General features: G+C 68.0%; 16 protein-coding genes. 6 read left to right on the top strand and 10 right to left on the bottom strand.

Translation table 11 applies throughout. The annotated features are described in order from the left end of the window. Position 1: 1 nt before the first annotated feature. Positions 2-1,465, bottom strand: a complete 1,464-nt coding sequence (xdhA, locus tag BLT73_RS04980; protein WP_090521450.1) for a xanthine dehydrogenase small subunit — start codon at positions 1,463-1,465, stop codon at positions 2-4. A gap of 233 nt (positions 1,466-1,698) precedes the next feature. Here xdhA and BLT73_RS04975 point away from each other — a divergent pair, with 233 nt between their 5' ends. From BLT73_RS04975 to BLT73_RS04955, 5 genes are all read left to right on the top strand, one after another. Beyond that, a complete protein-coding gene (locus BLT73_RS04975) occupies positions 1,699-2,616 on the top strand; it encodes a LysR family transcriptional regulator (protein ID WP_090521448.1) in 918 nt (305 codons plus the stop codon). Between the two features lie 83 nt (positions 2,617-2,699). Next, entirely contained in the window at positions 2,700-3,032 is a 333-nt protein-coding gene (locus tag BLT73_RS04970) for an ArsR/SmtB family transcription factor (protein WP_090521446.1), read from the top strand. An 8-nt stretch (positions 3,033-3,040) separates the two neighbouring features. Then, the gene (locus BLT73_RS04965) at positions 3,041-3,556 is read left to right on the top strand and encodes an arsenate reductase ArsC (RefSeq protein ID WP_090521444.1); all 516 of its coding nucleotides are present in this window, start codon (positions 3,041-3,043) and stop codon (positions 3,554-3,556) included. A gap of 6 nt (positions 3,557-3,562) precedes the next feature. After that, positions 3,563-4,618, top strand: a complete 1,056-nt coding sequence (gene arsB, locus BLT73_RS04960; RefSeq protein WP_090521442.1) for an ACR3 family arsenite efflux transporter — start codon at positions 3,563-3,565, stop codon at positions 4,616-4,618. Then, positions 4,615-5,034: an arsenate reductase family protein gene (locus tag BLT73_RS04955; protein WP_090521440.1), complete on the top strand. Its 420-nt coding sequence runs from the start codon at positions 4,615-4,617 to the stop codon at positions 5,032-5,034. The genes arsB and BLT73_RS04955 overlap by 4 nt, the downstream gene beginning before the upstream one ends. Positions 5,035-5,042: 8 nt before the next feature. Here BLT73_RS04955 and BLT73_RS04950 read toward each other — a convergent pair whose 3' ends face one another. After that, the gene (locus BLT73_RS04950) at positions 5,043-7,328 is read right to left on the bottom strand and encodes a glycosyltransferase (protein ID WP_090521437.1); all 2,286 of its coding nucleotides are present in this window, start codon (positions 7,326-7,328) and stop codon (positions 5,043-5,045) included. Further along, positions 7,328-8,605 (bottom strand): class I SAM-dependent methyltransferase, encoded by a 1,278-nt coding sequence (locus tag BLT73_RS04945; protein ID WP_090521434.1) that lies wholly within the window; start codon positions 8,603-8,605, stop codon positions 7,328-7,330. Before BLT73_RS04945 ends, BLT73_RS04950 begins: the two co-directional genes overlap by 1 nt. A gap of 713 nt (positions 8,606-9,318) precedes the next feature. On the opposite strand from BLT73_RS04945, the gene BLT73_RS04940 reads away from it, so the two are divergent. Then, on the top strand, positions 9,319-10,617 hold the full coding sequence (locus BLT73_RS04940; RefSeq protein WP_245727078.1) for a Hint domain-containing protein: 1,299 nt from the start codon (positions 9,319-9,321) through the stop codon (positions 10,615-10,617). Between the two features lie 58 nt (positions 10,618-10,675). Here BLT73_RS04940 and BLT73_RS04935 read toward each other — a convergent pair whose 3' ends face one another. The 7 genes from BLT73_RS04935 to BLT73_RS04905 all read right to left on the bottom strand — a co-directional run bounded on the left by BLT73_RS04935 (position 10,676) and on the right by BLT73_RS04905 (position 20,692). After that, positions 10,676-11,728, bottom strand: coding sequence for an AbrB family transcriptional regulator (locus BLT73_RS04935; protein ID WP_090521430.1), 1,053 nt, complete (start codon positions 11,726-11,728; stop codon positions 10,676-10,678). Between the two features lie 194 nt (positions 11,729-11,922). Continuing rightward, positions 11,923-13,314, bottom strand: coding sequence for a phosphohexomutase domain-containing protein (locus tag BLT73_RS04930; protein ID WP_090521429.1), 1,392 nt, complete (start codon positions 13,312-13,314; stop codon positions 11,923-11,925). After that, a complete protein-coding gene (locus BLT73_RS04925) occupies positions 13,314-14,771 on the bottom strand; it encodes a mannose-1-phosphate guanylyltransferase/mannose-6-phosphate isomerase (RefSeq protein WP_090521427.1) in 1,458 nt (485 codons plus the stop codon). Before BLT73_RS04925 ends, BLT73_RS04930 begins: the two co-directional genes overlap by 1 nt. Positions 14,772-14,890: 119 nt before the next feature. Next, entirely contained in the window at positions 14,891-15,664 is a 774-nt protein-coding gene (locus BLT73_RS04920; RefSeq protein ID WP_090521425.1) for an ABC transporter ATP-binding protein, read from the bottom strand. Continuing rightward, positions 15,661-17,667: a Fe(3+)-hydroxamate ABC transporter permease FhuB gene (gene fhuB / locus BLT73_RS04915; protein ID WP_090521423.1), complete on the bottom strand. Its 2,007-nt coding sequence runs from the start codon at positions 17,665-17,667 to the stop codon at positions 15,661-15,663. Before fhuB ends, BLT73_RS04920 begins: the two co-directional genes overlap by 4 nt. Then, complete coding sequence (locus tag BLT73_RS04910; protein WP_245727075.1) at positions 17,664-18,593, bottom strand: ABC transporter substrate-binding protein; 930 nt, start codon at positions 18,591-18,593, stop codon at positions 17,664-17,666. The genes fhuB and BLT73_RS04910 overlap by 4 nt, the downstream gene beginning before the upstream one ends. Continuing rightward, positions 18,587-20,692 carry a TonB-dependent siderophore receptor gene (locus BLT73_RS04905; protein WP_090521421.1) on the bottom strand — a complete coding sequence of 702 codons (2,106 nt, stop codon included), beginning with the start codon at positions 20,690-20,692 and terminating at the stop codon, positions 18,587-18,589. Before BLT73_RS04905 ends, BLT73_RS04910 begins: the two co-directional genes overlap by 7 nt. Position 20,693: the final 1 nt, after the last annotated feature.

The following is a 20,693-nucleotide window of genomic DNA, read 5'->3' as shown; positions in this document are numbered from 1 at the left end:
CTCAGGCCAGTTCCAGCCGGGCCGGCGCCGGGTTTGCTGCATCATGTTCGAGATGGAAGCGGCGCAGCAGGTTGCCCGCCACCATCAGCCGGTATTCGGCCGAGGCGCGCCAGTCGGAGAGCGGCTTGAAATCCTTTGCAAGCGCATCCGCAGCGGCGTCGAAGCTCTCGGCCGAGAACGGTTTGCCGATCAGCGCGGCCTCGGCCGCCGCGGCGCGTTTCGGCGTCGCGGCCATGCCACCGAAGGCAATCCGGGCCGTTCGGATCAGATCATTCTCGACGGTGACGGAAATGCCAGCCGCCACCGCCGAGATATCCTCGTCCCGCCGCTTGGAGATCTTGTAGGCTGCGTCGATCTGCCCTGTGGCGGGGCGGGGAATGCGAATGGAGGCCACGAACTCGCCCGGCGCGCGGTCCTGCTCTCCGTAATCGATGAAGAACTCCTCAAGCGGCATGCGGCGCGTGCCGCCCGCGTTTTGCAGCACCAGCTCGGCGCCGAGCGAGATCAGCACGGGCGGGGTGTCGCCAATGGGTGAGCCATTGGCGATATTGCCGCCGATCGTGCCCATGTTGCGGACCTGCCAGCCGGCGATGCGGTCCCAATAGGCGCGCAGATGGGGGAAGGCCTCGCGGATCGCGGCCTCGGATTCGGTATAGGTCACGCCCGCGCCGATCGTCACCGCTTCCGGCCCGATCTCGACGGATTTCAGATCCTCCAGATGGCCGATAAACACGACGGGCGAGATCGGGCGCAGGAATTTCGTGACCCACAGCCCGACATCGGTGGCGCCCGCGACGATGGTGGCCTTCGGGTTGTCGGCCAGCACCTGCGCCAGATCGGCCGCATCCAGCGGCAGGATGGCGCGGTCGTCCTGCGGCCCGATCTCGATCCGCTGCGCCTGGCGCAGGGCCGAGAGTTTCTCGGTGACGCTGTCGCGTTCGCGGTTCAGGTGGTCATGGGCCGGGCTGCCATATTCGTTGATCGCAAGGGCGGCGCGGATGATCGGTTCATAGCCGGTGCAGCGGCACAGATTGCCCTGCAGCGCGGTCTCGATCTGGGTGGCGTCCGGGCGCGGGTTGCCCATCCACAGCGCATAGAGCGACATGACGAAGCCCGGCGTGCAGAAGCCGCACTGGCTGCCGTGATGTTCGACCATCGCCTGCTGGACGGGGTGGAGCCGCCCCTCCGGCCCCGACAGATACTCGACCGTGACGACGTGGCAGCCATGCAGCGAGGCGGTGAAGCGGATGCAGGCATTCACCGTCTCGTAGCGGAGCTGGCCCTGATGGAGCCGACCGACAAGCACCGTGCAGGCCCCGCAATCGCCTTCGGCGCAGCCTTCCTTGGTGCCGGTCAGCCGCTTCTCGATGCGCAGGAACTCCAGCAGGGTCTGCGTTGCTGGCAGGTCGCTGAGGATGATCTCCTTGCCGTTGAGCAGGAATCGGATCTCGGACTGTTGCGCCATCTGGCCTCCCTGACTGGCTGTCTGCGACCGAAGTCGGCATCTCGGCGGGTTAATCGAAGCGTCTTGAAGGTTAACCGAAGCGCATCCTGCAAAAAATCGGCGTGTCAGGGAATTTCTTTCAACGCTGTGTTGAAAATAATGTGCTATGCGTTGGCAATTCCGGCGGGCATGAAGGTTGGGCCATGTCTCCGGCCGCGCAATCGCCGGACGGACCGGAAAGAGGAGGTGCCGCGATGTCCTATCTTGAAAGCCTGCGCGTCTTCGCGCGCGTCTCCGAACTGGGCAGCATCACCGCGGGGGGGCGCGATCTGCGCCTGACCCCGGCCGTTGCCAGCAAGCGCATCAAGGAGCTGGAACAGCATCTGGGTGTGCGGCTGTTCAACCGCACCACCCGTTCGCTTCAGCCGACCGAGGTGGGGCGCCGCTTCTATGACGAGGTGCGCAAGATCCTCGACCAGCTTGAACAGGCCGAGGCGGTGGTGGCGCAGGTCTCTGCCGCGCCGCGCGGGGTGATCCGCATCAGCGCGCCCTTGGGGATCGGACGGCGGATCATCGCGCCACTGATCCCGGATTTCGTCGATGAGTACCCGGATATCGAGATCCGCATGCGCATGTCGGATCGCAAGGTGGACATGCTGGCCGATTCGCTGGACGTGGCGTTCTTCGTCGACAACCCCGAGGATTCCAGCCTGAAGCTGCGCAAGATCGCGGTGTGCGAGCGGGTGCTCTGCGCCGCGCCCGCCTATCTGGAGCAGTTCGGCGCGCCGCAATCGGCCGAGGATCTGGTCGCCAATCACCATTGCCTGCTGCTGCGCTATCCCCGCTCGCCCGAATATTACTGGGTGCTGAACACCGCCGAGGGGCTGCGGCGTGTGGATGTGTCGGGGAAATATGACGCCGATGACAGCAATGTGCTGACCGACTGGGCCCTGGCCGGGCGGGGCATCGTCAACAAGCCCTTCTTCGACGTGGCCGAGCATATCCGCGAAGGTCGTCTGGTCGAGGTGCTGCCGCAGGCGCGCCCCGCCCCGGCGATTTTCGGCTGCCTCTATCCCCACAAACGATTGCAGGATCCCAAGGTGCGGCTGCTGGTCGATTTCGTTGCCTCGCGCGGGTTGCAATCGCTGAACCGACTGATCGGCACGCGCTGAGCCGGCGGCAAGCCGTTCAGGAATTTCGGTTTTCGCCGCAAAGGGGCTTGCGCGCCCGGAATCAATTCATTATTACATGAATTATGGAAAAGACACGCGCCCTCGACTCGCTCTCCGCCCTGTCGCACGAGGTCAGGCTGGATGTGTTCCGCCTGCTGATCCAGGCCGGCCCGGACGGCATGTCCGCCGGTCAGATCGCCGATGCGCTGAACATCCGCGCCAACACCCTGTCCAACAATCTGGGCATCCTCGCGCAGACCGGCCTGGTCCGGTCGGTGCGCGAGGGACGCTCGATCCGGTATTTCGCCGGGATGGAGGCCATGCGCAGCCTGCTGGGATTCCTGATGCAGGATTGCTGCGGCGGACAGGCCGAGATCTGCGAGCCGGTGCTGAACCAGATCGCCTGCAACTGCTGAGGAACATCATGTCCGGATCCCCCTATCACGTCCTGTTTCTGTGCACCGGCAACTCCGCCCGGTCGATCATCGCCGAAACCATACTGAATGCCGAGGGCGGGGGCCGGTTCAAGGCCTTCTCCGCCGGGTCGCAACCGAAATCCGAGCCGCACCCCTTCGCGCTGCAATTGCTGGATCGGGTCGGGCTGGACACGGACGGGCTGCGGTCGAAAAGCTGGGACGAGTTCGCGAAACCCGATGCGCCGCAGCTCGATTTCGTCTTCACCGTCTGCGACAATGCCGCGGGCGAGGTCTGCCCGCTCTGGCCCGGCCAGCCGATGACCGCGCATTGGGGTCTGCCCGATCCGGTCGCGGTCGAGGGCACCGAGGCCGAGCGGCGTCTGGCCTTCTCGGAGACCTACCGGATGCTGCGCAACCGGATCTCGATCTTCACCAACCTGCCCATTGCCTCGCTGGACCGGATGTCGCTGCAACATCGTCTGGACGAGATCGGGCAGCGCGACACCACCTTGACGGAAGGCTGACCCGCCATGACCGATAGCTCTGTGAACGCGGCCGCGACGCCGCTTGGCAGTTTTGAACGCTGGCTGACGCTCTGGGTGGCGCTGGCGATGGTGCTGGGGCTGATCGTGGGCAACCTGGCGCCGGGGCTGGTCTCGGCCATTGCCGGGGCCGAGGTGGCGCAGATCAACCTGGTCGTCGCCGTGCTGATCTGGGCCATGGTCTATCCGATGATGGTCAATGTCGATTTCGGCGCGGTGGCCGGGGTTGCGCGCCAACCGCGCGGGCTGCTGATCACGCTGGCGGTGAACTGGCTCATCAAGCCCTTCACCATGGCGCTGCTGGCGGTGCTGTTCTTCGAATACGTCTTTGCCGCCTGGATCTCGCCCGAGGATGCGCAGCAATATATCGCCGGGCTGATCCTGCTGGGTGCCGCGCCCTGCACGGCGATGGTGTTCGTCTGGTCGCAGCTCGTGCGCGGAGACGCCACCTATACGCTGGTTCAGGTCTCGCTGAACGATCTGGTCATGGTCGTGGCCTTCGCGCCCATCGTGGCGCTGCTGTTGGGGGTGACGGAAATCGCCGTGCCGTGGCAGACGCTGGTCATGGCAACCGTGCTCTATGTCGTGCTGCCGCTGGCCGCGGGGATGCTCACGCGCCGGATGCTGGGCTCGCAAGCGGCCATCGACGCATTTTCCGCCCGCATCAAGCCGTGGTCGATGATCGGGCTGATCGCCACGGTGGCGATCCTGTTCGGCCTTCAGGGTGAGGTGATCCTGAACCGCCCCTTCATCATCCTGCTCATTGCCGTGCCCATCGTGATCCAGAGCTATGGCATCTTCGCCGTGGCCTACGGCGCGGCCTATGCGATGGGCGTGCCGCACCGCATCGCCGCCCCATGTGCGCTGATCGGCACGTCGAATTTCTTTGAACTGGCTGTCGCCGTCGCCATCAGCCTGTTCGGCCTGAACTCGGGCGCCGCACTGGCCACGGTGGTGGGCGTCCTGGTCGAGGTGCCGGTGATGCTGTCGCTGGCGGCCTTCGCCAGCCGCACCCGCGCCCGCTTCGCACAGGAGTCTGCATGATCGTCATCCATCACAACCCCGATTGCGGCACCTCGCGCAACGTGCTGGAGATCATCCGAAAATCCGGCAGCGAGCCGGTGGTGATCGACTATCTGCGCGAAGGCTGGACCCGGCCGCAGCTCCTGGCGCTGTTCGCCGCCGCCGGGCTGACCCCGCGCAGCGCCCTGCGCGAGACGAAATCCCCCGCGGCCGAGCTGGGGCTGCTCGATGCGGGCGTCGCGGAGGAGGTGATCCTCGACGCCATGCTGGCGCATCCGGTGCTGGTGAACCGCCCGATCGTCGCCTCGCCCAAGGGCGTGCGGCTCTGCCGGCCCTCCGAGGCGGTGCTGCCGCTGCTGGATCGCCTGCCGCCGGGCCCGCTTCACAAGGAGGACGGGCAGATGATTATCGACGCGGCAGGCAATCTCGTCGGCTGATTGCGCGCTCAGGCCGGGACCAGGCTTCCGGCCATGCGCTGCAATGCCGCGCGATAGGAGGCGACATCGCCCAGCCGGGAGGTCTGCGATCCGTCCGGCAGGGTCACCCCGCTCATCGGGCTGCCCGGCTCGGCCAGCCGCCAGATCGGCCGTTTCGCACCGAGATAATCACTGAGCTTCGACGGAAGATAGGGATTGAACGGCTTGATCCCCGCCGTCACCGCATCGTTGACCAGCAACATGTCGTATTTCCGGCTGCGGGCCAGGAACTCCAGGAACGGCAGCAGCTCGAACTGCTCCACCGTGCCGGTCAGGCCTAGCTGCCCGATCATCTCGTTCAGCTCGGGATTCGCGCTGCAGTAGATGTCCAGCTTCAGCGCCCGCCGGTCTGCGGGGTCAAGCTGGCTCAGCGCCGTCAGCACCTCCTGAAGCCCGCGATTCTGGTAGAAATTGCCGAAATAGGCGATGCTGAAGCGCCCGGTCTGCGGCGTCCAGCGATCCTCGGCCATGTCGTAATAGCGATCCGGCAAGGTCGGATGGCGGCAGATTACCGCGCGCGGCGCGATCCGGTCGCGCAGCGGCACGATCCAGGGCCGCGAGAGCATGTAGTCCATCTGGTTGGCATTGGTGAACCACAGCTCATCCGCGAGCGCATAGGCAACATATTCGCACCATTTCATCACGCTCCGGGTCAGCGGGATCGGAAATCCGGCCTCGCGGATCATCGCCGTGATGCCGTTTTGCTCCAGCCAGTCCGGGTCGATTTCGCCGGGGCGGTCCACGCCCATGATGTCGACCGCCAGCGGGTCCGAGAACTCCGCCTGCCAGCGAAGATGCGGCAGCGCCGCCTTGATGCTCGCCCCCGCAAGGTGCGAGGCCGGCCACATCGCCCGCGAATACAGCGTGCGATAGGGATTCTTCTCGTTCAGCGCCAAGGCGTGCCGGCGGGACTGTTCGGCAAACCCGATCCCGCTGGCCGCATCGATGCTCCATCGCGGCGCCGATTTGCACACGATCTCGCGCCCGACGAGATCATGGCACAGATCCAGCAGCCGGCTGTCGGTCTTGCGGATCGCGGACATGTCGTTCGAGATCACGTCGAAGGGTTCCCCGGCCAGGGCCAGCCGCTTGGCCGCCACGATCGAGGCGGTGTCGAGCGAGGGGGGGAAACAATAGGAGATGACCAGCTTGTCGCGCAGCTTCTCGTTCAGATAGCGCAGCATGTCGCGCGTGACCGACAGGCCGGAGGCTGTGACGGCATCGACGACGCGCTGATGATCCTGCGGGTTCTGGCGCAGATAGGCGACCATGAAGCCGACACCGGACAGGATCTTCGACAGGGTGAACTGGCCCGGCGCGCGCTGATGCAGACGGTCCAGGCGGGCGATGACCTTCAGCCGGTCCAGCACGTTGAACTGGAACGACGCCGCCTGGCGCGACACGCTGCCGTCGCGCAGCTCGCGGTAATAGACCGCCGCATTCGGGCCGGTGAAGCAGACGCGCGGCTGAAACCGCGACAGCGCCTCGGTCCAGAACACGACATCCTCGCCGCTGGCCAGATCCGGGTCGAAGCGGATCAGATCGGCGTAATAGGCCGGAAACAGCTTGATGCAGGTCATGGTCAGCGCCGTGTCCAGCCCGTGCAATTCGCCGATCGCGGCCTCGCGGCGGTCGTCGAACGCGGCGCGGATCCGCTGGCTGATCGCGCTGTCGCGCACCCCGTCGGCGTCGAAATCGCGCAATTCCGCCAGCACCATCCGGTCGCCATCCCCGGCGCAGCGATACAGCGCCTCGAGGAAACCGGGGGAGATGTAATCGTCATCATCCAGGAACGTCGCGTGGTCGAAGCGCAGATGTCCCAGCCCGAGATTGCGGGCATGACTGGCGCCGATCTGGGGGCTGCGCAGCACGGTAGTCGAGATCTGCGGGTGCTGGCGGGCGAACTCCGTCAGCATCGCCTGCGTGCCGTCATCCGGGCCGTTCAGCACCACGATCAGCTCGAACATCCCCGGATGAAGCGTCTGCCGCGCAATGGAGTCGAGCGCCCGCCCGATGCGGCTGGCGCCGGAATGGCTGGGCATCACCACCGACACGCCCGGCCGCCGCTTCAGCCGGTTCAGCAGCCGCAGCGCGTCGTCGCCCATCGCCCCCGGCTGAATCCCGTGCAGCACCGCCTGCGCCGCGCCGCGGCGGCCATGCGCAAACAGCCGCCTTGCTGCGTCGGACAGCGCCGTGTCGCGCGACGGCAGATGGCCATGATCCGCCGCCGGGGCGGCATATGCTTGACTGTTCATCACTGGCCTCCCGTCGCTGCGGGGCGTGACCGGCCCCTGCCCTTGCCGCGCAATGCATTGCTGGCCAGGCGCAGCGGAAAGGTGACGCGCCAGGCGCGGTTCTTCAGCAGATCGTCGCGCTGCCCGTAGGCTGCGGCGAGTTCATCCTGCAGAAGGGACAGGTGATGCTCGACCTGGCCGAGCCTCGCGGCGAGATAGTCCTTCTCGGCGCGCTCCGCCTCCAGAGCTTGGGCCATGTCGTCGCGCTGCTGTGCGGACTGCGTCGCGGCATGCGCGACGGTCTCTGCCGCGGCATGGGCCGCCGCATCCGCCGCGGCCTTCCGCGCCGCTGTCAGCGCCTGCTGGTTGCCCGAAAGCGCCTGTTCAAGCTGCTGGTTCTGCTGCTGCAGCGTGGCGATCTCGGCCATGTAGTCCTGGGCCAGCACGGCGATGTCGCGCAGATGCTCCGCCTGGCGGCGCTCGGCCGCCGGATCCGACAGCTGATCCGGGTGGGCGCCGGACGGTGCCGGGGTCGGCACCATGTCAGAGGCCGGCGCTGCCGCCGCGCGATTGGCCGGCAGCCGCCCGCTCTCGTATCGCGCCCGCAGCCCCATCCCCAGCCGGCGCAGCAGCCGCTCCTCATCCGAGCGCCCTGCCCCCTGGATCGCAAGCGCCTGAAGCCCCTCGGGCAGTTCGTCCCCCGCCGCAAGCAGGGTCAGCGGCGCCGCATCCGGGTCGGGCTGGAAGGTGAAGCGGAAGCTGGCCTGGCGACGCCATTGCGCCCGGACCCGTTCGCGCTGCGCGGCATGCGTCAGGATCACCCCGCCGCGGCCAAGACGAGGCAGCCAGTCCGCCAGCATCTCCTCACCCGCATCCGGCCCGATCACCAGCAGATCGGGGTCGGCGCGCAGCTCCGTCACCTGGCCGGGCGGATCGGGCTGGGCAATGACCCGCGAGATCAGCGCATAGCGCGCGGCGTGCAGCTCGCTGGCCACCCCATCCAGCGCAGGCGGCCCGTCGGCGATGCCAAGCGCGGTCCCGCGCCCGTCCCCGTCCTGCAACGCCTGGCACAGCGCCATGTAGCTCAGCCCGTCATCCAGCCCCAACTGCACCACGCGTCGCGGCGCGAGACATCTGACCAGCCAGAAGATGAAAGGAAGATGCACCAGACCCGGCGCATCCTTCAGATAGACCGGATCGCGCAGCGCCGCGCGAAGATGGCGCAGCGGGGCGCCCCCGGTCTCGTGCAGCCGTTCCGCCACAGCGGGCCGGATCTGCTGTTCATGTCTCGAAGCCATAACCTGCCTCATCCCAAACGGGCTCTGCGACAGGCCGCCCGAACGGGGCGGATTTCCGCGTCTAACACAGCCACTCACCAAAAACACCGGCTCCGACAATCTGGAACCTGACAACAACACTGCCGCAGGGACCGGGCAGAATGCAAGCACAGCGATAGAAAACGGCCAATTCGTGTGGTTTTACAACCTGAAGACCTGATGCGGGCGGGGCAGATCAACCCGGGGATGCGGGAACCGGTTCGTGACGCGACGATGGCGGTTCCGAACGCGGCGTCAGGGCTGGTCAGCATCAGAATCGACTATCGGCGCATCGGGCCTGCCGTGCAACTGCCACGGACTTGCCGACGGAGCGGAGAGCGGTTTCCCGCCGGCAAGGAACGCCCTCAACCCTTCCAGCCGGAAAGGAGCGCGCCGCGTGATTCCCGCTCCCGGAGCAGCCAACCGGCCGGATCGGACCCGCGCGCCGGAATGAGATCGTTTGCGGGGCGGGTTCCGCCCCGCGCGTTCTCATGCAGCGCCCCAGCAATAGTTGAATGATTGCACCAAACGACCTGCCAATTGTCAGGCCTGAACTTGATATAAAAACCATCTACGAAAAAAATTTTTCTTACTTTTTAAGTCTTTACTAAACTTAACAGTTTGTTAACTTAACTCATGCTGACCCCTTGGTCATTGCACGCACGTCGATGGTTTTACCGTCTGTTACCTTGTGAGTGACCGATACCGCCCGGCTGTTCGGGCGCAACACCGGCAACCGCCGTCGCGGGCTGCCGCCCTGTAAAGATGTTCACATCGACATTCTCCATTTCCGGTCCCGACCGCGTGGTCAGGGATCTCTACAGACACGCGCGGAGTGCAGAATGCCTTATATTACCGAAGCCCCGGCCAGCCTCGTCACACTCGATCCGTTGCTCGATCCCATCGTGAACACCGGAGATATCGGCGTATTGAACCAGTTCGGGACATCGCAGGAATCAACCGGACCCCTAACCTCCAAACCGAATGCTGGGCAGATCGACGTCGCCGACCCGGGCGAGACGGTGACCTTCCCGACCGCCAGCGGCGACATCGAGGCGGAGTATGTTGGGGCGGTCACTTTAGCGAATTTGGACGCCACCGTGTTGGCACTCATAACGGTTCAACTAAATCCGATCGAAGGACATGTCCTCCAAGCCGGTGACGGAACCACCTACTTCGTCACGGATCAGCCGCTCGATCAAGGAAACCTGACCGTCAAAGTCCAAATTCCCCTGCTCGGCATTGATGCAGACCTCACGCTAACTGAGCTGCTCAACATAGATCTGGGAATTCTGGAGATCAACCTTAGTGGCATCGTGACAGATCTTCTTAACACCGCCATCCTCACCGCCACCCCGTCCGATGGCGATCTCGCCGTGCAGTGCTTCACCAGCGGCACGCTGATCGACACGCCGGACGGGCCGGTCGCCGTCGAGGCGCTGCGGATCGGGGATCTGGTGGTGACCTGCGACAACGGCCCGCAGCCGATCCGCTGGATCGGGTCGGTGACGCTCAGCGCCGCGCAACTGGCGCTCGCACCGCATCTGCGACCGATCCGCATCTGCCGCGGCGCGCTCGGTCCCGACATGCCGTCGGCGGATCTGGTCGTCTCGCCCCAGCACCGTATCCTGGTCCGCTCGCGCATCGCCGTGCGCATGTTCGGCACCGAGGAAATCCTGGTCGCCGCCAAGCAGCTTCTTCAGCTTGACGGGGTCGAGGTCGCGCGGGATCTGGACGAGGTCGAATATGTCCATTTCATGTGCGACCAGCATGAATGCGTCATCTCGAACGGGGCGGTCACGGAATCGCTCTATGCCGGTCCGGTAGCGCTGCGCACCCTGCGCCCGGCCGAGCTCGCCGAGCTGAAACAGCTCATGCCGCAGATCTTCGAGGACGGGCATGAGGCCGAACCGGCCCGCGTGCTGACGCCGGGGCGCAAATCGCGCAAGCTGGTGCAGCGGCATCTGGATAACGGCCAGCATCTGGTGTCGTGATCCGACCGCCCAAGCCGGCGCGGCGCCCGCCAGGCGGTGCCGCGCCGCATCCCGCGCCTCAGCCGATCCGCTGCGCCAGCCGGACCAGCGGACGCGCCAGCGGCATCAGAAGGAAGATGCGCACCACATGCGCGGCGGTGACAAGCGCCACGTCCTGATCCAGATATTGCGCGGTCAGCGCCATCTCCGTGACCCCGCCCGGCGCCGTGCCCAGGATCACCGTCTGCCAGGGCAGGCCGAAGCCGCGCGCGATCAGCACCGCGCCAGCACCGACAAGCGCCAGCAGCGCCACCGTGCCCAGCACCGTCGCCAGCAATTCGCGCCGCGCGCCCCCCAGCAGGGTGGGCTGGAAGGTGGAGCCGAGCCACGCCCCCAGCACGATCTGCCCGGCGCCGAGGATCACCGGCGGATAGGCGCTCAGCCCGACCCCGGCGGCGGTCAGCGCGCTGACCATGGCCAGCGGTCCCAGGAAGAACGGGTTGGCCCAGCCCATCACCCGAAACAGCATCGCCCCCGCCAGCACCGCAAGCGCCATCGGTCCCAGCCCCAGCCAACTGCTCTCCACCGGCCCCGCAAGCGCCGAGCCGCCCCGCACGCCCCCGTTCGCGGCGTAAAGCAGCAAAGGGATGGTGACGACCACCGCCGCGATGCGCAGGGTCTGGGCCATGACCACCGGCGCGGGCGAAATGCCGCTTTCCTCGGCGATGATCGCGGCCTCGACCGGTGCCACCGGAAAGGTCGCCAGCACCATGCGCGGCAGCCCCGCCCCCGACAGCCGCGCCTGGACAAGCGCGGTCAGCAGCGCCAGCACCGCCGTCATGGCCGACATGACCAGCAGGAGCGGCGCCGAAGACAGGATGATCTGGAGCGCCTCGGCGGTGAAGGACAGCCCGACGGTAGAGGCCACGACCGCCTGCCCGAAAGGCCGCGTGTGCACCGGCATCGGCGCCGAGAGCCGCCCGGAAAGCGCCATCCCCGCCGTTGCAAGGAGCGGCCCGATCATCCAGGGCAAGGGCAGGCCGAGCGCCGCGCAGCCCCAGCCCGCCGCCGCACAGACGAGATAGACCGGCGCGAATCTGCGGAGCGCGGCGAGAAGCTGGGCGGCATCCATCCGGGTCAGCCGCGCCTTGTCAATTCGGGATCATGTGGCATGGACCGCTTCTGCTGCAGCGCGCCGCCGAGGTAAAGCCCCCTGCGAGGCCACCCGCCCCGACCGGCCCGGCGCGGCGTCGCCGCGCCGGCCTTCACCTGCCGAACACGGAAGGGTCGAGGGCGCTCGCGGCGAACGCGGCGCTTGCCCGCGCCTCACCCCCGCGCCGTCGCGCCTTCGTCGATCAGCGATCGCAGACGCCCCACCTTGCGCGCCAGGAGCTTGCGGTCCCCGCGCGTTTCGACATTCAGCCGCAAGAGCGGCTCGGTGTTGGAGGCGCGCAGGTTGAACCGCCATTTGCCCATGTCCAGCGACAGCCCGTCGGTCTCGTCGCGCCCCTGCGCCTCGGCGGCAAATTCCGCCTCCACCCGCGCCCGCGCCGCATCGGGATCGATGACGACGAAATTGATCTCGCCCGATGACGGAAAGGCAGTGCGGCGTTCGGCCACCAGTTCGGACAGGCTCCGGCCGGAGCGTCCCATCAGCTCGGCCACCAGAAGCCAGGGGATCATGCCGCTGTCGCAATGGACGAAGTCGCGGAAATAGTGATGCGCCGACATCTCGCCGCCATAGACCGCCGCGTGGTCGCGCAGCGCCGCCTTCAGGAAGGCGTGGCCGGTGCGGGACTGGATCGCGGTGCCGCCCTGGGCTTCGACGATGTCGCGGGTGTTCCAGATCACCCGCGGATCATGGACAATGCGCGCGCCGGGTTCGCGGGTCAGGAACGCCGCCGCCAGCAGGCCGACCATATATTCGCCGTCGACGAAGCCGCCGGTCTCGTCGAAGAAGAAGCAGCGGTCGAAATCGCCGTCGAAGGCGATGCCCAGATCCGCCCCCGCACTGCGGACCGCATCGGCCGTGACCGGCTGGTTCTCGGGCAGAAGCGGGTTCGGAATGCCGTTGGGAAAACTGCCGTCCGGCGCGTGGTTGAGGCGGATGAACTCCAGCGGCGCGCCGGTCCCGCGCAGCACCTCCGCGATGGCGTCGAAGGTCGGACCCGCCGCACCGTTGCCGCAATTCACCACGATCTTCAGCGGGCGCAGCGCGGCAGGATCGACGAAGCTGACGATTTTGGCGACATAGGCCTGCCGCGCCTCGGCCGCCACGTCGCGCCGCAGCCCGGCCGATTGGGCGGGCGGGCCGAAATCATCCGCCTCTGCCAGTTCGCGGATCCCGGCCAGCCCGGTCTCGGCACCCAGCGGGGCAGAGCCGCGCCCGACCATCTTCATGCCGTTATAGGTGATCGGGTTGTGCGAGGCGGTCACCTCGATCCCGCCATCAGCGTCGAAATGGCTGGTGGCGAAATATATCTCCTCTGTGCCGCACAGCCCCAGATCCAGCACCTCTGCCCCTTCGGCGATCAGCGCCGCGGCAAGCGCATCGGCCAGTTCCGCGCTTGACGGGCGGTTGTCCCGGCCCAGCACGACGCGGCGCGCCCCCAGGGCGCGCGCAAATCCGCGCCCGATGCGATATGCGATCCCGGCATCCAGATCCTCGCCCAGCCTGCCGCGAATATCGTAGGCCTTGAAACAGCGCAGCGCCCCCATCAGCCCCGCGCCCCCTGCCCGCGCGCATAGATGTCGTCATGGCGCACGATGTCGTCCTCGCCCAGATATGACCCGGTCTGCACCTCGATCAGCACCATCGGCAGCTTGCCGGGATTTTCCAGCCGGTGCACCGCGCCGAGCGGGACATAGACGGACTGGTTTTCGGAGACCAAGCTGACATCGGAATTCACCGTAACCTTCGCCGTGCCCTCGACGACGATCCAGTGTTCTGCGCGGTGATGATGGCTTTGCAGGCTCAGCGCCGCGCCGGGATTGACGACGATGCGCTTGACCTGGAAGCGGGGGCCGAGCACGAGCGTTTCGTACCAGCCCCAGGGGCGGTAATCGCGGGGCAGCGTCTCGGCCTGCGGCTTCTCATGGGCCTTCAGCCGCGCCACCGCCAGCTTCACGTCCTGCGCCCGGTCCTTCGGCGCCACCAGCACCGCGTCGGGCATGGCCACGGCGATGATGTTGTCCAGCCCGATCCCGACCAGCACCTGCCCGTCGGTCTCGGCGCGAAGCAGGCTGTCGCGGCAATCAATCGCCTCGGCCGGGCCGGAGGTGGCGACCCCGTCCCCGTCCGGCCCCTGTTCGCGCCAGACCGCATCCCAGCCGCCCAGATCGGACCAGCCGGCGGAAAACGGCACCACGGCGAGGTTGCCGGCCTTTTCCATCACCGCGTAATCGACCGAGATCGAGGGCGCTTTGGCGTAATCACCGGGCGCGAGCCGCAGAAACCCCAGATCGGCGGTCGCATTCTTCAGCGCGGCCGAGACCGGCGCCATCACGTCGGGCGCGTGCTTGCGGAACGCCTCGACCATATCCGCCGCGCGGGCCAGGAAGATCCCCGCATTCCACAGGAACTTGCCCGATGCCAGCATGTCGCGCGCCGCCGCCGCGCCGGGCTTCTCGACAAAGCGCAAAAGGTCCGACGCCGCGCCGTCGGGCGAAGGCGCGGTCTCCAGTTCCAGATAGCCATAGCCGGTCTCGGGCCGGTCAGGGGTGATGCCGAAGGTCACGATGCGTCCGCGCGACACGGCCTCCATGCCGCGCGTGACGGCGTCGAGAAATGCGGCGCGATCCGGGATGGCATGATCGGACGGCGCGACCAGCATCACCGCATCGGGGTCGCGCGCCATCAGGTAGAAGGCGGCGACGAGCACCGCGGGCGCGGTGTTGCGCGGCTCGGGCTCGATCAGCACGGCGCCGGGATCGATCCCGACCGCCGCCAGTTGCTCGGTCACGACGAAGCGGAAATCCGCATTGGTCACGATGATCGGCGCGGCCATCCCGGCCTCCTCACCGGCAAAGCGCAGCGCGGCCTCCTGAAACAGGGTCCGGTCCCCGATCAGCGGCGCAAATTGCTTGGGATAGGATTTCCGCGACAGCGGCCAGAGCCGCGTGCCGGAGCCGCCGGAGAGGATGACGGGGAACAGTTTGGGCGTGTCGCGCGGCATGGGTCTTCCAGGTCATCCGGGTCTGTTGGCGGCCTGCCTGGCGCGCAACGGATCACGCGCCCGGCCACAGGCAGGAATACGCGGCAAGCGCGATGGTATCAATCGCGCAATCCGCCGCCTCAGGCGGGAACAGCGACCGGCGGGGCATCGTCGCGGGCGATCACCTGCATCTCGAGCCCATAGATCTGCTGCAACATGCCGGGCCGCATCAGATCGGCCGGGCCGCCCTGCATGATGAGACGGCCCTGCCGCAGCGCGACGATCTCGTCGCAGAACCGCGCCGCCATGTTCACGTCGTGCAGCACCACCACCGCGCTGCGCCCCTGGGCGTGGCACATCCGGCGCACCAGCGACAGCACCTCCACCGCATGGGCGATGTCCAGGGCCGAGATCGGCTCGTCCAGCAAAAGCGTCCCGGCCTGCTGCGCGACCATCATAGCCAGCCAGGCCCGCTGCCGCTCGCCGCCCGACAGCGTGTCCACCAGCCTGTCCGACAGCGCCTCGAGCCCGCATTCGGCAATCGCGTCGGCCACCGCCCTGTGATCGCGCGGCCCGAAGCGACCAAGCGCGCCATGCCACGGGTAACGGCCAAGCGCAGCGAGTTCGCGCACGCTCATCCCCTCTGCCGGTGGCGGTGACTGGGGCAGGAACGCCATGCGCCGCGCCAGGTCTCGCGCCGGCCATTGGGAAAGATGCCGCCCCTCGAACCGCACCTCGCCCCTCGACGGGATCTGGCGGGCCAGCGACCTGAGCAGGGTGGACTTGCCCGACCCGTTATGGCCGATCAGCCCGGTCACCCGCCCCGGCAAGAGCCGCAGCGTCACCCCGTGCAGCAGCCTGCGTCCCGGCACATCGACGCAAAGCGCATCTATCTCGAACAGGGGATCACTCATCTCACGCGCCTCATCATCAGCACCAGCAGCCGGGGCGCCCCGATCAGCGAGGCGAACAGCCCGAGCGGCAATTCATATGGAAACCCGGCCATGCGCGCCCCGAAATCTGCGGCCAGCATCAGCAGCGCCCCGATCAGCGCCGCGCCAACGATCTGGTCGGCGGGCCGCGCCAGCCCGGCCCGCCTTGCCAGATGCGGCGCCATCAGCCCGACGAAACTCAGCGGGCCGACCAGGACCGTCGCAGCCCCGGTGGCCAGCCCGGACAGCGCGATGAGCCCCAGCCGCGCGGGTCGCAGCGGCACGCCCAGGCTGCCCGCCACCCCATCGCCGAGCGGCAGCACCGCCAGCCAGCGCCGCAGCACCAGCGACATCGCCAGCAGCAGCGCGGCCGTCACGGCCAGGGCCCCCGCCCCCGCCATCCCCACCGCCGAGGAGGAGCCGCTGAGCCAGCCGAGGATCTGCCAGCTTCGCGCATCCCCCGCCGCCATGATCGCCGCCAGCACCGCCGATGCCAGCGCTGAGACCGCGATCCCCGCCAACAGCACCCGTTCCGGCGGCATGTCGCGCCGCCCGGTGAAGGCCGCGACGAGGGCGAGCGCCAGCGTCCCGCCCGCCATGCTGCCCGCGCCGAGCAGCAATGCGCCGGGGGCCGCCACCGCAAACACCACCGCAGCATAGCCAAGCGCCGCCCCGCCAGAGACGCCCAGCACCTCGGGCGAGGCCAGCGGGTTGGCGGTCAGCCGTTGCAGGATCGCCCCGGCCAGGGCCAGGGCCGCGCCCGCCGAGGCCGCCGCGATCAGCCGCGGCAGGCGCATGGGCAGGAACTGCGCCACGCTGTGCCGGTCCAGAACCGCCCACCCGCCGGGCACCCGCCCGATCCAGACCAGCACCAGCAGGGCCAGCATCAGCGCCACCGCCAGCCCAGCCAGCAGCCGCCCTGGCCGGGCGCGGCGCGGCGGCGGGCCCTCAGCCGCCTCGGTTCCCGGCGGGGTGGAGCCGCGCAGCCGCGGCAGCAGCCAGATCAGCAGCGGCCCGCCGATCAGCCCGGTCAGCGCGCCGGTCGGAAACATCTCGCCGCTCGCCCCGGCCACGGCCAGCACCACCCCGTCGCAAAGCGACAGGATCAGCGCCCCGATCAGCGGCGAGGCAATCAGCAGCGCCCCCACCCCGCGCAGGCCCAGCGTCCGGGCGAGCGCCGGTGCAGCCAGCCCGACAAAGCCGATCAGCCCCAGCTCGGCCGAAACCGCCGCCGCCAGCACCACCGCGACCGCCACCGCCGCGAGCCGGATCAGCGCCACGTTCATGCCCAGGGCGCGCGCCCCCTCCGCCCCCAGCGACAGCACGGTGAGCGGACGCGCCAGCAGCGAAGCCAGCGCCGCGCCGCAGATCAGCACCAGCGACAGCGCGCGCACGCCGGACCAGTCCTGCTGGACCAGGGCGCCACCATTCCAGATCACCAGCGACAGCAGATATTCGCCCTGCGCCAGCGTGACCGCGGTGGCTATGGCACTGGCCGTCATCCCCACCAGCATCCCCACGATCACCATCGTCACCGGCGCGAATCCGCGCCGCGCGCCGATCGCCAGCACCAGCCCCGCCGCCAGCATCGCGCCGGTCATCGCGACCGGCCAGCGGCCGATCTCCAGCAGCGACGGGGCCAGCACCGTGGCCAGCACAAGCGCCAATTGCGCCCCGGCCGAGATGCCCAGCGTGGTGGGATCGGCCACCGGGTTGCGCAGCACCGCCTGAAGGATCGCGCCCGACAGCCCGAGCGCCGCGCCCGCGACGAGCGCGATGACCCCGCGCGGCATCAGCCCGAAGCCCAGCCGGATCTGGTCGAGCCCCATCCGCGCCGGGTCCAGCGGAAAGCCGGGCCAGTTTCCCCATGGCAGCAATCGCAGCGCCGCATCCTGCCACAGCATCAGCGCTAGCAGCGCGGCGCACAGCCCCAGCAGCCAGACATGGACCGCCGGGCGCGGCTTTCGCGGCCCCGCCAGGCTCATGCGAGCGCCTCCACCGGCCCAGCCCGAAACGCGGCGGCCAGCTCGCGCGCAAAGCGCAGCGCGCTCGGCACCGCGCCAAAGGCGTTCATCCGCGGCAATTGCCAGACCCGGCCGCCCGAGACCTGCGGCAAGGCCCGCCACAACACGCTGCGCGACAGCGCCCGGCGGGCCTGCGGTGGCAGCGGACCGATGATGACCAGCCGTGCCTCAGGCATGTTGGCCAACTCCTCCAGCGGGACCGGGGCCAGAAAGCTGAACGCGGTGCGCTCTGCCCAGCCATTGCGCAGCCCCAGCCGCGCCGCGGTGCTGCCATAGAGGCTGTCATGGCCGAAGACCCGCATATGCCGCGCATCCCCGATCTCGATCAGGCAAAGCGGTTGATCCGCATGCGCCCGCAGCGACGCGGCCTGCGCGGACAGCGCGTCCTCCGCCCGGCGCTGCGCCGCCCTGCCGGCTGCGGGATCGCCCAACGCCTCGGCCAGATGTCCGAGCGCCGCCATCGCCAGCGTCAGCGGCGGTGCGTCGTCTGTGTAAATGGGCAGCGACAGGACCGGCGCGATCTGGCGCAGCCGGTCCTCGTAATGGCTGTAGAACGGCGAACTCAGGATCAGATCGGGGCGCGACAATTGCAGCAATTCGTAGTTCGGCGCGCCGCGCAGTCCCAGATCGACGATCCCCTCCGGCGTCAGCCCCGGCGGCGCGTCGTCCCGGAAGCGGATGAGCTCCGCCCCGGCCACCGGCACCGCGCCGAGTGCCAATGTCGTTTCCAGCATCGCCCAGTCGATCGCCGCCAGCCGCATCCCCGACCCGGCGGCCCCCGCCGCAGCCCGGCCGGACCCGGCAAGCGCCGCCGCCAGCACCGATCCGGCAACACGCAGGACATGGCGGCGGCCGGGCCGGGCGGGCGCTTCGCCGCCTGCTACCACGTGTAGGTCATCTTGGCCGACAGCGTCCGGCCCTCGCCGTAATAGCAGCCGAACCATCCGCAGGTGGACAGATAGACCTCATCGGTCAGGTTCGAGACATTCAGCGACCCTTCCAGATTTCCGCGCGTATAGCTCGCGCCCATGTCCAGCAGCGTGACCGAATCCAGCTCGCGCGTGTTGCTGATATCCATGCGGCTGCCGATGTGGCGGATGCCGCCGCCGCTGCGCAGCCCGTTGCCGAAATCATGGTCCAGCCAGATCCCGGCGCTGTGTTTCGGGGCATTCCACATCGGCTGGCCGGTATTCGTGCCGCCGCGCTGCTCGGTGTCGTTATAGGCATAGCTGGCGCGGATCTCCCAGGCGGCGCTGAGTGCCGCACTGGCTTCCAGTTCCAGCCCGCGCGAGCGGACCTCGCCGATCTGTCGATACAGGTTCACGCCGCTGGCGCTGCTACCTGCCCACTGGTTCACATTGGTCTGGGTGAGATCATAGATCGCCGCGGTGAACAGCCCGTCAAACGCGGTCGGCTGGTATTTCAGCCCCAGCTCCCACTGCTCGCCCTCGGTCGGCTTCAGCGGCTCCTCGTTCTCGTTGATGCCGGTCTGCGGATCGAAGGAGGTGGCGTAGCTGAGATAGGTCAGCACCCCGTTGCCGAACTGATAGCCGAGGCTCGCCTGCCCGGTCAGCTTGGTCTCGTCGAACTCGGCCGGGACGTTGTACTGCACGCCGCTCTGCTCGGCCCAGTCATAGCGCAGACCGCCGGTCATGCGCCAGTTGCCCAGCATCACCTCGTCCTGCGCATAGATTCCCACCTGCCGCAGCGTGACCGCGCCGCTGTTCGGCCCGCCCGCAAACACCGGCAGCGGGCCCTGATTGTCGGGATCGTTCCAGTCGAACCGGGTCCGGTCGCTTTCGATCAGGCTCGATTCCTCGGCCTCGTAGCGGCGCAGATCCATGCCGAACAGAAGCTGATGCGTGGCCTGCCCGGTCACCGCCTCGCCGGTCAGCCGGGTGTCGAGGCTGACGCTCTCGCTCTCCTCGCTCTGCCGGCTGGCGCCGCGGAAGAAACTGCCATCGGCGTCGATCACCGCGCCGGTCGAGACATAAGTGCCGGTATAGTCCCAATCGAGCTTCTCGTAGCGGAAGCCCTGGCTCAGCGTCCATCCGCTGTCGAGATCGTGGCTGACCTCGACGCCCAGATTCCACATCTTGCGGTCGCTGTCGTCCCAGTTGGTCTGGCCCACATAGAGCTCGCGCAGATCCTCGCCATCGGCCAGTTCGGTCAGCCCGAACGGGATCCCCACCGGAGAGATCGGGGCATCGGCGGTATAGGAGGCCAGCAGGTCGATGGTGGTCAGCGCATCCGGGCTCCACCTGACCGCCCCGGCCAGATAGCCGCGTTCATTGCCCAGCTCGTCGATCTGGGTCTGCATGTCCTTGCCGATGCCGGTCAGCCGCCAGGACAGGGCTTCGCTGGCCTCGCGGTTCACATCGAAGAACACCCGCTTGCCGTCATGGCTGTCGATGCCGACCCCGGCTTCGCCGAAATCGCCGGTCTGGGCGCGTTTCTGCACCTGGTTGATGATCCCCGCCGGCATGCCCGCGCCATAGAGCGACGAGGACGGGCCGCGCAGCACCTCGACCTGCTGCATGCCGTAAAGCTCGTAATCCACCGCGCCGAAGAACCGGCCCTGGCGCAGCCCGTTCACATATTGCGCCTTGTCGCTCTCGAAACCGCGCAGCGTGGGGGCGTTGAAGCGCGGATCGGCCCCGAAGGGCTGGCCATAGATCCCGGCCGTATAGCCGAGCGATTCGCCCAGATTGCTGGCACCCTGGTCGTCGATCTGCGCCTCGGTGACGACCGAGACGGATTTCTGCGACTCGGCCAGCGGGGTCAGCGATTTCGCCACCTGCGCGCCGCTGGCGACATAGCCGGCCACGTCCTCGGCATCGAGATAGATGGTGCCCAGCACGAAGACCGGGTTCTCCGCGCCTTGCCCGGCGGGGGTGACGGCAGGGTCCTGCGCCGCGGCGGCGGCGGCAAGTGCGGCGGTGCTGACACCGGCAAGCAGAAGGATCTGGCGGGGATGGGCGGGCATG

It is taken from the genome of Paracoccus isoporae (genome assembly GCF_900101865.1).
GTDB classification, from domain to species: domain Bacteria; phylum Pseudomonadota; class Alphaproteobacteria; order Rhodobacterales; family Rhodobacteraceae; genus Paracoccus; species Paracoccus isoporae.
The sequence above is the reverse complement of the archived record's forward strand: the minus strand, read 5'-3'. Positions and strand labels throughout refer to the sequence as shown.

Excerpts from the sequence above, each read along its gene's own strand:
- BLT73_RS04945 (WP_090521434.1), bottom strand. The coding sequence starts at position 8,605 with ATGGCTTCGAGACATGAACAGCAGATCCGGCCCGCTGTGGCGGAACGG.
- BLT73_RS04920 (WP_090521425.1), bottom strand. The coding sequence starts at position 15,664 with ATGAGTGATCCCCTGTTCGAGATAGATGCGCTTTGCGTCGATGTGCCG.
- BLT73_RS04970 (WP_090521446.1), top strand. The coding sequence starts at position 2,700 with ATGGAAAAGACACGCGCCCTCGACTCGCTCTCCGCCCTGTCGCACGAG.
- BLT73_RS04975 (WP_090521448.1), top strand. The coding sequence starts at position 1,699 with ATGTCCTATCTTGAAAGCCTGCGCGTCTTCGCGCGCGTCTCCGAACTG.
- BLT73_RS04905 (WP_090521421.1), bottom strand. The coding sequence starts at position 20,692 with ATGCCCGCCCATCCCCGCCAGATCCTTCTGCTTGCCGGTGTCAGCACC.
- BLT73_RS04930 (WP_090521429.1), bottom strand. The coding sequence starts at position 13,314 with ATGGGGGCGCTGCGCTGTTTCAAGGCCTACGATATTCGCGGCAGGCTG.
- BLT73_RS04950 (WP_090521437.1), bottom strand. The coding sequence starts at position 7,328 with ATGAACAGTCAAGCATATGCCGCCCCGGCGGCGGATCATGGCCATCTG.
- fhuB (WP_090521423.1), bottom strand. The coding sequence starts at position 17,667 with ATGAGCCTGGCGGGGCCGCGAAAGCCGCGCCCGGCGGTCCATGTCTGG.
- BLT73_RS04935 (WP_090521430.1), bottom strand. The coding sequence starts at position 11,728 with ATGGATGCCGCCCAGCTTCTCGCCGCGCTCCGCAGATTCGCGCCGGTC.
- xdhA (WP_090521450.1), bottom strand. The coding sequence starts at position 1,465 with ATGGCGCAACAGTCCGAGATCCGATTCCTGCTCAACGGCAAGGAGATC.
- arsB (WP_090521442.1), top strand. The coding sequence starts at position 3,563 with ATGACCGATAGCTCTGTGAACGCGGCCGCGACGCCGCTTGGCAGTTTT.
- BLT73_RS04965 (WP_090521444.1), top strand. The coding sequence starts at position 3,041 with ATGTCCGGATCCCCCTATCACGTCCTGTTTCTGTGCACCGGCAACTCC.
- BLT73_RS04925 (WP_090521427.1), bottom strand. The coding sequence starts at position 14,771 with ATGCCGCGCGACACGCCCAAACTGTTCCCCGTCATCCTCTCCGGCGGC.
- BLT73_RS04955 (WP_090521440.1), top strand. The coding sequence starts at position 4,615 with ATGATCGTCATCCATCACAACCCCGATTGCGGCACCTCGCGCAACGTG.